Annotated in this window: 14 protein-coding genes, 1 tRNA gene and 1 pseudogene; 13 read left to right on the forward strand and 3 right to left on the reverse strand. The window is 60.2% G+C overall.

The window, feature by feature from the left end; translation table 11 throughout:
- The first annotated feature begins 144 nt into the window (after positions 1 to 144).
- From AB7535_RS14325 to AB7535_RS14370, 10 genes are all read left to right on the forward strand, one after another.
- Positions 145 to 513, forward strand: a complete 369-nt coding sequence (locus tag AB7535_RS14325) for a hypothetical protein (RefSeq protein WP_354175623.1) — start codon at positions 145 to 147, stop codon at positions 511 to 513.
- Between the two features lie 132 nt (positions 514 to 645).
- Positions 646 to 720, forward strand: a tRNA-Asn gene (locus AB7535_RS14330).
- 382 nt (positions 721 to 1,102) lie between these two features.
- On the forward strand, positions 1,103 to 1,315 hold the full coding sequence (locus tag AB7535_RS14335) for a helix-turn-helix transcriptional regulator (RefSeq protein ID WP_245328436.1): 213 nt from the start codon (positions 1,103 to 1,105) through the stop codon (positions 1,313 to 1,315).
- Between the two features lie 66 nt (positions 1,316 to 1,381).
- Entirely contained in the window at positions 1,382 to 1,642 is a 261-nt protein-coding gene (locus AB7535_RS14340; RefSeq protein WP_144030746.1) for a hypothetical protein, read from the forward strand.
- Entirely contained in the window at positions 1,623 to 3,911 is a 2,289-nt protein-coding gene (locus AB7535_RS14345) for a bifunctional DNA primase/polymerase (RefSeq protein ID WP_063983398.1), read from the forward strand. Before AB7535_RS14340 ends, AB7535_RS14345 begins: the two co-directional genes overlap by 20 nt.
- A gap of 246 nt (positions 3,912 to 4,157) precedes the next feature.
- Positions 4,158 to 4,319, forward strand: coding sequence for a hypothetical protein (locus tag AB7535_RS14350; protein ID WP_161495836.1), 162 nt, complete (start codon positions 4,158 to 4,160; stop codon positions 4,317 to 4,319).
- A gap of 951 nt (positions 4,320 to 5,270) precedes the next feature.
- Positions 5,271 to 5,468 (forward strand): hypothetical protein, encoded by a 198-nt coding sequence (locus tag AB7535_RS14355; RefSeq protein WP_439036534.1) that lies wholly within the window; start codon positions 5,271 to 5,273, stop codon positions 5,466 to 5,468.
- A gap of 998 nt (positions 5,469 to 6,466) precedes the next feature.
- Positions 6,467 to 8,518, forward strand: a complete 2,052-nt coding sequence (locus AB7535_RS14360; RefSeq protein WP_439036535.1) for a phage tail tape measure protein — start codon at positions 6,467 to 6,469, stop codon at positions 8,516 to 8,518.
- 65 nt (positions 8,519 to 8,583) lie between these two features.
- Positions 8,584 to 8,865, forward strand: coding sequence for a hypothetical protein (locus AB7535_RS14365; protein ID WP_439036536.1), 282 nt, complete (start codon positions 8,584 to 8,586; stop codon positions 8,863 to 8,865).
- 55 nt (positions 8,866 to 8,920) lie between these two features.
- Positions 8,921 to 9,154 (forward strand): hypothetical protein, encoded by a 234-nt coding sequence (locus AB7535_RS14370; protein ID WP_439036537.1) that lies wholly within the window; start codon positions 8,921 to 8,923, stop codon positions 9,152 to 9,154.
- Between the two features lie 15 nt (positions 9,155 to 9,169).
- Here AB7535_RS14370 and AB7535_RS14375 read toward each other — a convergent pair.
- The 3 genes and pseudogenes from AB7535_RS14375 to AB7535_RS14385 form a co-directional block, all read right to left on the reverse strand.
- A pseudogene (locus AB7535_RS14375) lies at positions 9,170 to 9,451 on the reverse strand (LysR substrate-binding domain-containing protein); the annotation flags it as partial.
- A complete protein-coding gene (locus AB7535_RS14380) occupies positions 9,417 to 9,581 on the reverse strand; it encodes a LysR substrate-binding domain-containing protein (protein ID WP_439037343.1) in 165 nt (54 codons plus the stop codon). The gene AB7535_RS14380 and the pseudogene AB7535_RS14375, both read right to left, overlap by 35 nt.
- A 261-nt stretch (positions 9,582 to 9,842) precedes the next feature.
- A complete protein-coding gene (locus tag AB7535_RS14385; protein ID WP_439036538.1) occupies positions 9,843 to 10,745 on the reverse strand; it encodes a helix-turn-helix domain-containing protein in 903 nt (300 codons plus the stop codon).
- A gap of 635 nt (positions 10,746 to 11,380) precedes the next feature.
- Between AB7535_RS14385 and AB7535_RS14390 the strand changes: the two genes are divergently transcribed.
- The 3 genes from AB7535_RS14390 to AB7535_RS14400 are packed head-to-tail and all read left to right on the forward strand — an operon-like array spanning position 11,381 to position 14,291.
- Entirely contained in the window at positions 11,381 to 12,121 is a 741-nt protein-coding gene (locus AB7535_RS14390; RefSeq protein WP_354133048.1) for a (Fe-S)-binding protein, read from the forward strand.
- Positions 12,122 to 12,150: 29 nt separating this feature from the next.
- Entirely contained in the window at positions 12,151 to 13,671 is a 1,521-nt protein-coding gene (locus AB7535_RS14395) for a lactate utilization protein B (protein ID WP_439036539.1), read from the forward strand.
- A complete protein-coding gene (locus AB7535_RS14400) occupies positions 13,668 to 14,291 on the forward strand; it encodes a LutC/YkgG family protein (RefSeq protein ID WP_439036540.1) in 624 nt (207 codons plus the stop codon). The genes AB7535_RS14395 and AB7535_RS14400 overlap by 4 nt, the downstream gene beginning before the upstream one ends.
- Positions 14,292 to 14,327 lie beyond the last annotated feature (36 nt).

Below are 14,327 nucleotides of genomic sequence, written 5' to 3' on the forward strand. Positions count from 1 at the left end.
ACGCTCCGGAGCGTCGATCGATCGCGTGTTGAACCACTCGATCGCGCTCCGGGTGAATTCTTCGAGGCAACGCCATTTGTTGCCGCGGTGCCTGCGCGGATCGACGTCAGGCACCGGAGCCTCTTTCGATCGGGGGAATTTCACATGAAGTATTTTCTGTCCGGACTGATCGCGATCGGTCTTGCGATCGCCGTTACGCCGTCGTTCGCGGCCGACGCCCGCAATGTCACCGTCGTCAACGAGACCGGCTATGCCATCAAATTCCTGGGCTTCAACGCGCCGGACGACGGCCTGGACGAATGGGAGAACGAGCTCGACAAGGTTTTGCAGAACCAGGCGAGCACCTATGTCGAGTTCGAAGAGGACGACGAGGGATGTGTCTGGAACATCCGCGTCGACTGGCAGAACTATGACGAATCCGTGCTCTGGAAGAACGTCAACCTCTGCAAGATCACCGCGCTTCGGCTGCGGTACGACTCCGGAACCAAGACCACGTCCTTCGTCGCCGAATAGTTTGACCTGACGCGAGCCAGGGGAGGGCCGGCGGCCCTTCCTCGGCGCATTGTGCAAGATCGCGAATTCGTCCTTTGCAAGCGCAAGCGGCTTTGTTATACGCAGCCGCGCGCGAACGACTGGTTCGCCCTTTCCTCGGTAGCTCAGCGGTAGAGCATCCGACTGTTAATCGGATGGTCGCTGGTTCGAATCCAGCCCGGGGAGCCATTTACTGTGCATTAAGCCTTTGATTTCAAAGCGCTTTTTCAAATTTAAAAAAGGCTTTCCCCGCTTTCTCTCCCCGCTTTGATCAGGCGCCGCCCGGGGCCGGCTCACCTGCAAGCTAGCCTGCACGCGCGGCCCTCGCGCAAGATCTGGTGGGTAGGAAATAAATTTACTCCATATGCGGTTTCTCTATGGCCATATTGCCCGAAAGGTGTATAATGCTCATTATGGCGACGTTGTGCGATTCGTGGGCGCTCACGTGACTGCCTGACGGGCACCTAGCCCGTCATCGGCTCTCAGCCGAGGTAATGCAGCCGCTCAGCGGCAACGCTAACCGAAAACTCCACACACCATGCACACTCTAAATCCGTCCGTCGACGAGCCCATGCTCGTCTCGATGAAGCACGCATGTGCGCTCACTTCGTTGAGCCGCACGATGCTCAACCGCTACCGCGCGGAGGGCCGCTTTCCTGCGGCCGTCCCGCTCGGGGACCGCCGCGTCGCCTTCGTCCGTCAGGAAGTGAATCAGTGGATCGCTGACCGCATCGCTGCGCGTGGCGCCAACGACAATTCAAAGAGCGGCACCCAAGCCGCCTGACGCTCGATCGGCGCAAGCCGAGGTACGCAGCGGCACAGCCGCAACCCCAATAGGGGGATTTTCCACTTGAGAATAATTGATATCCGCCCGGCACCGCCTGGCTCGTCGACGATTGCGTACGTCGATGTCGAATTAATCGACGGCGCCAAACTATTCGGAATCCGCGTCTCGCGGGCTGATGACGGCACGTATCGCGCATTCGGCCAGAACTCCGAGCGCGGACGTACCTGCTCATTCTCTCAAGCCATCGTCGCAGACATCGCAGCAGCAACCATTTCTCAACTCTCATTGACGGGCCATCGCACCAATGACCGCACTCGCAGCTAACAACACCGACAAAAACGATATCGCCGACCTTCGGCGCACACTCTGCGAGAACGGCTATCCCCACATCCCTGTGAAGGATAAGGGTCCGCGTATTCCTGGCTGGGCGAAGAAGCGTATTACCACGGGCCAGGTAGATGGGTATCTTCGCCAATATCCTGACCACGTCCGCACTGGCATTCTGTGCGGCAACGATCTCGTCGCTATTGATATCGACGCGCCAATCGAGGCAGTCAGCGAGAGGCTGTTCACTCGGCTGACCGAGGTTGTGCACGCCGCTGCACAAGCACCACGCCGTACCGGTAAAGCGCCAAAATGCCTATTCCTATTTCGAGCCACTGAGCCGGGCGACAAGAGTGCCACGCCAGAATTCAAGATCGACGGCGCTAAGCATCAGGTCGAGGTTCTGCGCGACGGGCAGCAGTTTGTCGCATTCGGCGATCACGTCGAAACCGGCAAGCCGTATCGTTGGGATAATGGCTCACCGCTCGATGTGAGGCCAGTCGATTTGCCCGCCATAACCAACAGTGAGATCGCCGCGTTTCTTTCCGAGGCCGAAACTATTCTCGCTGGCCTTGGCGAGCGGGTGAAGGAGAAGCCTAAGACGAAGCGCGCGTCGGCTGGAGATTCGTTCTGGCAGCAGGTCAACACCGCGGCTATTGCGTCGCCAGACCGATGGGTGAAAACGCTATTTCCTGGCGCACAGTACCAACCTGGCACTGGAGCGTGGCGAGTTTCCAGCCAAGAGCTTGGCCGGAAACTTGAGGAGGATATCTCAATCCATCCCGAAGGGATTCAAGACTTCGGCCGCGAACATGGTGCCACGCCCATTGAACTCGTGAAGGAGTTTGGTGGTGCGCCCACCACCAAGGATGCCGCATTCTGGCTATGCGAACAGGTTGGCGTCGATCCCGCCGATCTTGGATGGCAGCAGCGCCAGGCTGTCGCGATCATCACTGGCCCAGTCGCGCTGCCGACGCCCGCCAACGATGACACCAGATCGCCTGCGAACCGTCGTCATGACGAGGACCCTTTCACGCCTGAAGCGTGCGGTGGTCTCATGGCAGACATCTCACAGTGGATTCTCGATACGTCTCGGCGCAAGTCACCCGAGTTTGCGGTCATGTCGGCAATCGCCTTCATGTCAGTGTTCTATGGGCGGCGCGTTATTGGCCCGACCACTTGTGGGGTGAACCTCTATCTCGCCGGCATCGCCGGTCCGGGGTTCGGTAAAGAGGCGCCGCTGCAGCGGTTGGTGAAGTTGCTGCAGGAGACCGATATGGCGTTCCTCGTGGGAGCCGGTGAAGTATCCAGCGCAAGTGCGATCGAGAAAATCCTTCGTCGTAAGCCCGTCGTCGTAATGCCTTGGGACGAAGTTGGTGACGTTCTGGAGTCGATCAACGCAAAAGGAAATGGGAACTGGGCGTCGACAATTCGCAAAGCTATGTTGGAGCTATACTCGAAATCGACCGGTGTCTGGTTCGGCAAGGAAACCATGGATGACGATCGGATCGGGGCGCCGATCCATTGCCCGTCGTTGACAGTCATCGGCACGTCGACACCAACACGATTTTACGGTGGTTTGTCGGATAAAAACCTGTCGGACGGCTTCGCCGCCCGCATGGTCTTTATTGCCCCAACCAAGCGACCGGAGCGCGGCAATCCTCGCGACGGCGGGCTGGTGGTGCCGGAGCCATTGCGGGAGGCGATCAAGGAAGCGCAAAAGAAGTTCCCGTGGCCATCCATGAACTCGCAGGGGAATTGGCGGACGCCCGATGTTCAGCCCCATCTGTACGAAGTCCCGTGGGCTGATGAGGCGGCCGAAGCCGCGTGGTTGGCAATCGAAGATTGGCAGGAATCTGAAATCGAGCGTGACGAAACCAGGGATGGTCTCGTTGGACGATTGGCAGAGAACGCAATCCGGTTGGCCACTTTACGCGCGCTCAGCCGCAGCCCCTCGCGGCCTTCAGTCAGTGTCGAGGATGTGCGGTGGGCACACGCGATCATGTTGGCCTCCGTCCGGTCGCTCGATGATGGCGTCGACAAGTATATGTCTAGCAGCCAGTTTGAGCAGCTCTGCCAGGCCATTCTGTCTTCGCTCCGCTCCAGTCGCGGCGGCTCTATGTATCGAGCTGAATTGCTGAAGCGCCGCGGCATCAGTGGCTCAGATACCAGGACGTTTGATGCTGCGATCCTCCGGCTTCAGGAAACCCGCCAGATCGAGAAGACGGACGGCAAGCGGTTCGTTCTCTCACCCGCCAGTGGTGGGTGAGGGACTTGCAGAATTCTTGCAGAAGAACGGCAATTGCAACGAGGTGGTACTGGAAATTGTGCCACGGTGTTGCAAATGGCAAGAGTTTGGCAAGTGGTGTGGTAGGTGTAAGTATATGATATATATAAATATTATCTATTCACTTGCAGAATTGCAGCATTTGCAATCACTCCCGCTTTTTTCGGATCACTCCGAGAATCCCTATGGGTTGCAAATCTGCAAGTCGGTCTCGGAGGATGGGGTGTGATGATCGATCCAGACACAATTGAAGATGCCGACGAATGCGATGGCGAGTTGCTCCACGCCTACGGGCGCGACACCTCGACTGGCGAGTGGCAATGGCAGTGGGTGCCCGTTGATGTGCTGATCGAGGCAGGTCGCGGCGACTTGGTGCCGTGGTTAGGGTAGGGGGCCATTCCGAAGTTCCCAGCCCACCGCCTTGCCTACCGGCCGCACATTCACGCGCGTTATCCCGCAGATTTCGTGGTTATTTTTCCCAGATGACACAAACTGAAAACCTGCGGCGTCGCGTCCGCAAGTACCGATACCGGTATGGTAACGAACCGCCCAGGGTTTGAAGCCACCCCACCCAACACTCGATCGGCGCAGACGTCGACGAAACCAAGAGCCGAAAAGGCCAGTACGTCACGTCACGAGAGATAATCCATGCATCGCACCCCAATCGAATCGAGTCCCGCCTAGCTCGCGCAGGCCGTCGCTCAGATTTGCGCCTCCTGCAATACTACGCCGCGCCGCACGCGCCGTCGGCTTGGATGCCGGCGAATGATAACGAAATTGGCAATACCCAGGTTGACCGGATCGTGGAGATCCGGCCGTCGCCAGACGAGGTAGTACGGATCGCCGCAAAGGACGCTATTTTAGCCCGTGACGGCTATGGACCGATTACGCCGCGTAAAATGGAAGGGTGCCGATAGCCGCTGGCACGATGCTGCAGAATTGTTAAGGCAACCGAAGGGCGGCCGACGCAAAACCGATGAAGAACAGGAGGCAGACAATAAGCGGCATCTTCCATTCGCGGCAGTGGCGAGTTTCCAGTGGCGTCTGCATATCGCGAGCGTGGCAGCGAGGGAGAGGACTATCGTCACCTTCGCGCGGCCCATTTGGCGCAGAGTGCCTGCAACGACAATCGTCGCGTCGAGCTAGACTGTAAGGGGTTAGGTTCGCGCGCTACCATCACTCAGGCCCGCGCTGATGCCGGCCTTGCGCCTGCCGAGCGCTGTCGGATCGGCATTGCTCGAGGCGCCGAGTTCATGGTTTATCGCCAGCACCGAAGTGCAACCACGAAGCCGGGTCGTTCGTCGGCGCGCCAGATGCAACAGAGAATGCCATCGTGGCGCCATGGACGCGCCGCGAGTGCAGGCTAGCCTTGGTGAGCACTTCGCGGTGCTGGAGGCCAGCCTAGAAGGCCTGACCGCACGCCAGATAGCCGACACGAAAGGGTGGGGCCGGGGCAAGGCCGGTGAGCGCAAGGCTGTCGCGGCACAGGACAATGCGCTGGAGGCGTTGGCGGCGCTGGAGCAACTGCTCGCGGCCTAGCAATGAAACCATGGTCTAGCCTCATTTGAGACTGGAATCGCCGATCAGTATCTCCCGCGCGCTAGAGCGGGGGAGACTGCGAGTCGTGGCAAACGAGCGGCGACGTAATGTCTATGCTGCGCAGATATTGATCGACGGCAGTCCTGTGCGGTGCAAGGTCCGCCACCTCACGGATTCCTCTGCGATCGTTCAAATCGATGGCGCGCCTCTCGTGCCCGAGGCTTTCGGCCTGCGCGTTCCAAGTGCTGGCTTGGATATTGATTGCTCGGTTGTATGGCGTGATGAGCGCCGTCTCGCTGTGAAGTTTCTGAACTGACTGCCAATGTCTTTGTAGACGCGCGTCCCTCGACCTTATCTGGGAACGTATACAATTGTAGAGATGCTGATCCCGACGTGGCGGCGCGCCGCAGGATTGAGGGGGCATGTGCCGTCGACAAATCTCGCTTAGCATCTGAGGCGCATGGACCGGGGAGGGGTGAGTCAGATCCTTCCGACCTTCGTCCATAGCTACCGGCGGCCCCAGAAAATTCGCGCATCCACAATTCAGAATATGGGGTATCTTAGGTTGCATTGCATATTAACGCGCCTGACGAGAATAATCCGAGCTGCGCGTAAATGTGGCGAGATCAGCGCTCCGTATTCGAATAATAGTTCCTTTTCATGAGGCCGCTAGCAATCGATCCGATCGGCTCGGAGCGGTCTCCGATCGATCTCCGTGGAGGACATCGGCGCGTTGCTTGGCGGTGTCGCGAGAAGACGTTAGCGGCCGCTGGCGGCCCGATCCGCAGCCGCCTGAATCCATATTTTCGTAGAGACGGAGGACGCTCTCGTCGCCCATCAGAGCCGAGGGGAATGGGCCGCTGCGGATCGCGCCAACGTTCGTCCTCGAGCTAATCTCGGAGCAGAACGCTATTCAGCGCGCCGTATGAGCGCATTTTCCAAAAGACCATTTACCTCCTCACCATCGCGCGGCTCGACGCGCCAACAACAAGAGAAACATGTCAGAGATCATCAGCGTCCACGCATCATTGACCGCGACCGACAGCGCGAGTCCCGTCATCGCCGGACTTCTCCGGAACGTTCGCAAGCTCGAAGCCGCTGTCAAGTCCATCAACGGCGTCTTAGCATCCAAGCTGTTTCCCGACAGTGTCTCGGCCAGCCTCCAGAAGATCACCGACGACGCTCGGAAGGCCGCGTCGACCTATCGCACTGAATGGAAGTCGGCCTATGCAGACAGCCTGCGTGACGCGCGGGCATTCCATCGTGAACTCGACCGCCTCGACCGGCAGACCTACAACCGCCGGCAGGCTGAGCAACGCGCCGTTGGTCGTGGTGCCAGCTCCGGCGGCCGTGGCGCGCTCCCCCGGGTCACGTCGCCAACCACTGCGCTCATAGCTGGCGGTATCTCCATCTCCGGCGTCGCATCCGCCTTTAAGAAACGGATGGAAGCCGACGCCGCCGAGACCAAGGCGCAAATCTTCGGTGGGCTGTCAGCGGCTGAGGTGAAGCGGCTTCGCGGTGACTGGTCGGATCAGGTCGCGATCAAGTTCGGCGAGTCTGCCGCCGCGGTGCTGGACAGCTACACCGAGGCGCTCAAGCAGGGCTTCGACGCATCGGCCGCAAAAAAGGTCACAGAGAACGCCTTGGAAGCGTCGTCGGCCCTCGAAATGAATATCGGCGAGCTGATGAAGCCGGCCGGTAAGACCGCCACCGCCCTATATGGCAACGTCCGCAACGCCGATCCTGCCCGCGTGGCGCGAATGATGACTTCGGTTGCTGTTGCCGCCGCTGCGACTGCCGCTGACCCGAACGAAGTGGTTGAGGCGAACAAGCGCGCTCTGTCCGCCTTGAGCACGACGAAGATGAGGGAGACCGATCTCTCCGCGTTCACGTCAGTCGGCATCTCGGCAGGCCTCCAGCCGAACAAGGCCGGTACGTTCCTCGGTTACTTGACCTCCGAATTTGCAAACGCCGGCAATGCCCGCGGGCAGCGTGCGAAGGATCTGGATCATGCAGCGCGAATGATCGGATACGGCGGCCGGTCGCAAATGGCGCAGCGGATGGCCGCCGCACCGACTGCGTTCATGCTCGACATGTTCTCGAAGATGCGGAGCATGAGCGAGCAGACCCGCGCGAAATTCGCCAATCTCGCTGGCATGCGGGAATGGCGCGACGAGCTGGTGCAGATGGCCAAGGCTTCCGATCAAGTTCGGGAGACCTTGAAAGAAATCGACCAAAAGAGCGACGCAGTGTCCGGGTTTTCTCGGACTAAGCTCAACTCACTTGAGAAGCGATGGGACCGCATCAAGGAAACGTTCGGTCTCGCATGGGAGAAATTCGGAAGCGGATTCGAGCAAAGCTTCATCGAGGTATCGGCCTGGTTCGATAAGCACGCCAGCATCGTAACCTCCGGCCGGATCGCGGAAAAGTCGAGAGAGTTTGTCGAGAGACTGAAGAAGGCCTTCGGCGTCGTCAACATGGGCGAGGCTCTCGACAAGATCGCCACGAAAATATCGTCGATCGACGTCGACAAGATCATCGGCTTTGACTCCGGCTTCGTTGGTGGGCTCAAGTCGATCTCTGACACCGTCATCACTATGCTCAAGGGCGTCGCCAACGTCATGGGCAAAGACGGCAACAGCGCCGAAGTCCTGGGAAAGTTGGCCGGGCAGATCGTCGGCTTGTCTGTCGCACTCGGATTGCTGGCCCCGGTCATCGCCGTGCTCTCCGGCTTCGCGAACATCATCAGCCGCATCGCCGGCCTGCTCACTGGTCGGGCGTTGCTAGGCGCAGCCAGCGCAAACCCCGTCGGCACCACGCGCTGCTCGCTTGGCTCCTCGCAGGGAACAATGACACTGGCATTTCCGCCGCGGCAAAGAAGCGTCCCGGCGAGACGACCAGCCAATGGCGAGAGCGTCAACGCCAGCACAAGAAAGACCTGTATCAAAGGCAGTCCGGCGAGGGATTTAATCCCGCGGACGTTCACCCGACGAGCTTCATCGGGAACAAGCTGGACAACCTCGGCGGCAAGATCGAACGAGCTTCGCTGATCTGCACTGACTTCAGCAGCCGTGGTCGCGGTGGGCTGAGCGGTGGCACCGCCGTGGCCACCAACATGAACCGCATCGTCAGCGGTCTCGGCACTCCGGATGCTCTGTGGAAGAACGTAACGCCGGGCGGCATCCTCCCGAACTTCGGCGTGGGGTCATCTGGCATCATCAAGCGCAGCAACATCCCGCCATTCAACGGCGGAGGCGGCAGCGTTGACGACATGAGCCGGACGGCCTTCGATAAGAAGTTCACCGGCACTCCTCTCGCTGCAAATCGTCGCGGCGGCCAGAGCGAACGGCATCTCGCCTGCGCTGCTCGCCGGTGTGATCGCGCACGAAACGGGTAACGGCCATGTGCTGTCTGGAAACAACGTCGCGGGCCTGATGGACCCGGCAACCGGCATGGCGAAAGAGATGGAATTCGCCAGTCTCGATGCCGGCATCAGCAGGGCCGGCCAAGTGGTTGCAAAGAACTACGGTCTGGCCGGTGGCAACCTCGACAAGATGGGAGAGCGCTATGCACCGGTCGGTGCAGCGAATGATCCACGTAGACTGAACGGCGGCTGGCCCGCGGGGTGCGCAAGCAGTTACAATCAACCCGGTGGCCACGTAGGACTTGTTAGGGCAAAACTGTGACCGAGCGGTTCGTCGGGCCAAGGCTACGAAGTTACGGACGACGGTCGAGCGGTCGCCTCGACGATAGGCGAGGCTAACGAGTGCGCGGGGCGCATCTCCTTCGATCTGCAGATAGGCGACGCCTTCGGCGTGGAGCTGTTCGAGCGACTGCGGTATGATCGAAATACCGAATCCAGCCGCTACCATGATAGACACAGTCTGCGACGCTTCCTGGCCGAGTTTGGGACTGAGTCCGGCCCTGTGGCAACTCGCGATGATTGAATCACGAAGGCCGGGTCCGATCGACCGCGGGAACAGGGATTATGGTGTCCGACGCGAGGGCCGCGAGTGGCATGGAACGATTGCCGGCACGAGGATGTGATTCCGGTAGCACGATCACCATCGGTTCGTCGACCAAGGGCTCTATCGAAAGTCCATCGGCATCAATGACAGGCGCCGCCGGAGATTGCTGTGTCGAGGGGCGAAGGAGAGTTACTCACCGTGCCGAAGCCACGTGCGGTTAGTTTGTCTCCGTGTGCCTTGCGGTTAAGCCAGTCGCAAAGCCGGGTGCCGGAAATCGGCACGCCCGGTTTGATGAGCGGGGATGGGAAACGGGGCGTTGACCATAGGCTCCAAGCTACCGCGCCCATCCTCGACTCTAACCAAGCTGAAGCCGTCAATCCCTCACAGGTCCGCTTTGCGCTGTTCGCTATTCCTTGAGCGCTCGACGCCATGCGCTTGGAGTTACACCAACAATGCGGACGAAGTGACGTGTGAAATGCGCGTGATCGCTGAAGCCGCACTCCGCAGCCACAACGGCGAGCGACAGCCGGTCATCGCGCAGTTTTTTCTTGGACAGCACGATGCGCTGCTCAATTAGCCAGTTGTGCGGCGCCACTCCTACGGAACGGCGAAACGCGCGCGAAAAATGGGCGCTTGATAACCCGCATTCCCGCGCCAGCTCCTTGACCGGCACACCATCGAGATTGGCGGCGATCATGTCCTTCGCGCGTCGCTCCTGCCAGGGCGCGAGCCCACCCCGGACCAGCCGCGACACTGGGCGCATGCCTCCATAGGTCTGAGCGATATGCACCCCGACCGCCAACAGGACGTGGTCGACAAACAACCGGTTAGCTTGGTCGGGATGACGGAGGGCGGGCAGCAGCAGGCTCCCGAGGCTGGAAATTGTGGCGTCGTTAACGGCCGCGCCGGGCTTACAACTCAGATCGCGAATGCGCGGCACGTTGGCCTCGTCAGCGATCGTGTCCAGCGCCATACGCGGCAGATAAAAAAACAGAGTATGATAGGGCTTGTCGAGGAGAGCGGCGGGATTTCGCTTCAGGTCATAGAGACAAATGTCGCCGGCCCGGAAGTTGCACACCAGCGCGCGTCGGCCATCCTCCCAGTATTCGCGATTGGGACGATCGCGGAGGTGCAAAGTGATGACAAAAGCATCTTCCCGCTGAAACGCGCCGGTCATTTCCAACGGCGGATTATCACATCGAACCTCTGTGACGGCCATATCAGCGTTACGCAACGCTCGGGTAACCATCGCGGGTGCGTTTTCGACTCGCAATCGCTTGCCAAACCGCCGTCCATAACTCTCAGTCATCACTCTATCCATCGGAGGTTCATCGTGCTCACCCGCCATGCTCGCGATGTAACGTTTGCTCGCTGCACACACTAGTTTGAGGCAGTCACAATTCGCAGAATGGAGCCGTTTTCTTCAAATCGCGATCCAATTAGACAGGTTCAAGTGGCTGGCCCTCCGTCAAAATCACGCGTTTGACCCATTGCGGAAGTGGTCGGTTTGAAGGGCACGCGCCGTAACCCTTCGTATCTTTCCGTGGCCCCTTTGGATGGCCGCCCGATCGCACGTCATCGACGGCGGGCAATTTGCATCTCCCCCTGCGGCCCGCAGAACGGTCCCGGCTCGCGCCCCGGCCGGGCCGTCCGCCTCATTACTCAGAACCTTTTCTACCAGTTCGCCTTTGCTGACGATCGGCCCCTTCTGAATTGCTCCGACACGGGATATTGACTGCTCGTCGTCGATCCTCGGCTCTGACATCTCGTGCGCAGAAATCGCCAAATGCTGCACGTCTCCTTCAAGCCGCCGAAGCGTCGACGTGGCTAAGAACAGAGCAAGGGATTGAAGTATGGCAACCCCGCTGCCGAGCCAAGCCGGCTTGGCCGCGTCGGCTGGCAATGAACTCTTCGCCGTCGCGGTGTCGATTCAAGGAGGTACAAATGCGAATCGGGCTTTTCATCCCCTGTTACATTGATGCCTTTTTCCCGAAGGTCGGCATCGCGACGCTCGAACTCCTGGAGCGGTTCGGCCATGATGTCCACTACCCCCGCGACCAGACCTGCTGCGGTCAGCCGATGGCCAATAGCGGTTTCGACGCCGAATGCGCCGATACCGAGGCGCTGTTCGTGCGCAACTTCTCCGGTTTCGACTACATCGTCTCACCGTCCGGCAGTTGCGTCCACCACGTGCGGGACAACTTCGCGATAGAGCAGACCGACGAGGTCAAGGTGGTGTGTTCGCGGACTTTCGAACTGGTCGAATTCCTGCATGACATACAGAAAGTCGACGCTTTTCCTTGGGCCAAATTTCCGCATCGGGTCGGCCTGCACAACAGTTGCGGCACGCTGCGCCGGCTCAAGCATGCGCTTCCTTCCGAGTTGCACGAGCCGTTCTTCTCCAAACCCATCGACCTGCTTTCGAAGGTTGACGGAATCGAGTTCGCGCGGCCGGCGCGCCCGGACGAATGCTGCGGCTTCGGCGGCACCTTTTCGGTGTTCGAGGAGGTCGTTTCCACCAAGATGGGCTACGACAAGGTCAGCGACCACGCGCAGGCCGGCGCTGAATACATCGTCTCAGCCGACAGCTCGTGTCTGATGCATCAGCGAGGCTGCGCCGAGCGCATTGGCGTTCCGATGAAGTTCATTCACATCGCCGAAATCCTGAACGGAGCCAGCGCATGAGTACGACGTACGAGCAAGCCGGCGGCACGATGTTGCATTCCGAACTGCGGGCCGAGGCCGACCCCGATGCCATCATCCGCGACGGCCGCCGCCTTGATCACGCCGAAGGAACATCGAAGCCGCTGCGGCCGGCTCCCGAGCCGCAGCCGCGGGGTCCCAAGGTCCGCGGCAACCGACCAATCGACCAGGCGGAGGCCGCCGCGCGCTTTATCGCTGCTACCGAGCACGAGAAGATGCATGACGAGCGGCTCTGGGATCTGCGGCAAAAGCGCGACCGCGAGATGCATGGCATTCCCGAATGGGAGGAACTTAGGTCGCTCGCTTCGGCGATCAAGGAACACACGCTGACCCATCTCGACGAGTATCTCGGCCAGTTCGAGGCTAATGCGCGATCGAACGGGATCCACGTGCATTGGGCACGCGACGCCGCCGAGCACAACAAGATTGTACACGGCATCCTGCGCGACCACGGTGCGAAGTCGTTGATCAAAAGCAAGTCGATGCTGACCGAGGAGTGCGGTTTCCGGCCTTACATGGCTTCAGTTGGGATCGAGGTCATCGAGACCGATCTGGGCGAGCGCATTCAGCAGCTTGACAACGAGGATCCGAGCCATGTCGTGGTACCGGCCGTGCACAAGCTGCGCACCGATGTAGCGGAGGTGTTCTCACGTACGATTGGCACCGACCCTGGCAATAGCGACGTCCACTATCTGGCAGAAGCACAACGGGAGGCCACACGTCCGCTGATCCTCAACGCCGAGGCGGGCATGACGGGGGGCAATTTTGTTGTCGCCGAGACCGGGACATTTGTCGTCTGCACCAACGAGGGCAACGCCGATTTATCGGCCAACGTGCCGAAGCTGCATATCGCCTCGATCGGCATTGAGAAGATCATTCCCCGCCTGGAGCATCTGGCGGTGCTCGTCCGCCTCTTGTCGCGTAGCGCGCTTGGGTCGCCGATGACCCAGTACACCTCCCATTTCCGCGGACCACGGGCGGGTGGCGAGATGCATGTGGTGCTCGTCGACAACGGCCGGTCAGAGCGCCTCGGCCTGGAGGAGTTCTGGACGTCCCTGAAGTGCATCCGTTGCGGCGCCTGCATGAACACGTGTCCGGTCTATCGCCGCAGCGGGGGGCTGAGCTACGGCGCCACCTATTCCGGCCCGATCGGCCTCATCATCGACCCAACCTTCAACGCGCGGAAATACAGCAACCTGCCATTCGCGTCCTCGCTTAACGGCAGTTGCACCAATGTCTGCCCGGTGAAGATCAACATCCACGAGCAGATCTATGCGTGGCGGCGTGTTCTCGTAAATCAGCATGAGGTACCGCTCGTCAAGAAGGCCGCGATGAAGGCCGCTGGCGCGGTGCTGTCCCGGCCTGCGGCCTACCGCGCTGCGGTCGCCTCGGCCGAAACGGCGCTCGCCCATCTGCCGCGCTTCGTCATCTACAACGGCCTCAACGCCTGGGGGAAGCACCGCGAAGTGCCGCACCCGACCAAGCAAACGTTCCATAGCTGGTATCACGCGAATCGAGGAGCGAAGCCATGAGCAGCCGCGACGACATCCTGGCTTCGATCCAAGCCAATCTGCCACGCCTGGACCGGCCGCTGCCTCACGTCCCCCTCTTCGACAGCGACCCGCCGGCTTCGCTTCTGTCTGCTTTCAAGGACAATCTGCACCGCATGGGCGGCGTATTCCTCGATCCGCCGTCCTCCGGCGATATCCTGGCGCCGGTCCGGACGAAGATCGCGGATGCAAAAGTCGTATGCTCTACCGTGCCGGAGATTGTGGGCAACCGGGATATTGCTGACGTCGGTGCGTCGCGGGATCTCGCGGATATCGATTTTGCCATCGTCCGAGCATCATTCGCCGTCGCGGAGACCGGCTCCGTCCTGCTGAGCGATGCCGATCTTCACGTCAACGGGATCGCCTACCTCGCGCAGCACCTGATCGTGCTCGTAGATCCCGCCGACATCGTCGTCAACCTGCACCACGCCTATCGCCGGCCCGAATTCCGCGACCGGCACTATGCCAGCTTCCACACCGGCCCGTCCGCGACGGCGGATATCGAAGGCGTGCTCATCCACGGCGCGCAGGGCGTGCGCTCGCTTTCCGTCCTGCCGGTTGCGAGAGCCGAGAGCAAACTCGTTCCGATGAAACGGAAGTGAGATCATCGCAGACAGTTCACCGCCGGAGAAGAGAGA

The organism is Bradyrhizobium sp. 956_D2_N1_4 (genome assembly GCF_052076025.1).
GTDB classification, from domain to species: domain Bacteria; phylum Pseudomonadota; class Alphaproteobacteria; order Rhizobiales; family Xanthobacteraceae; genus Bradyrhizobium; species Bradyrhizobium barranii.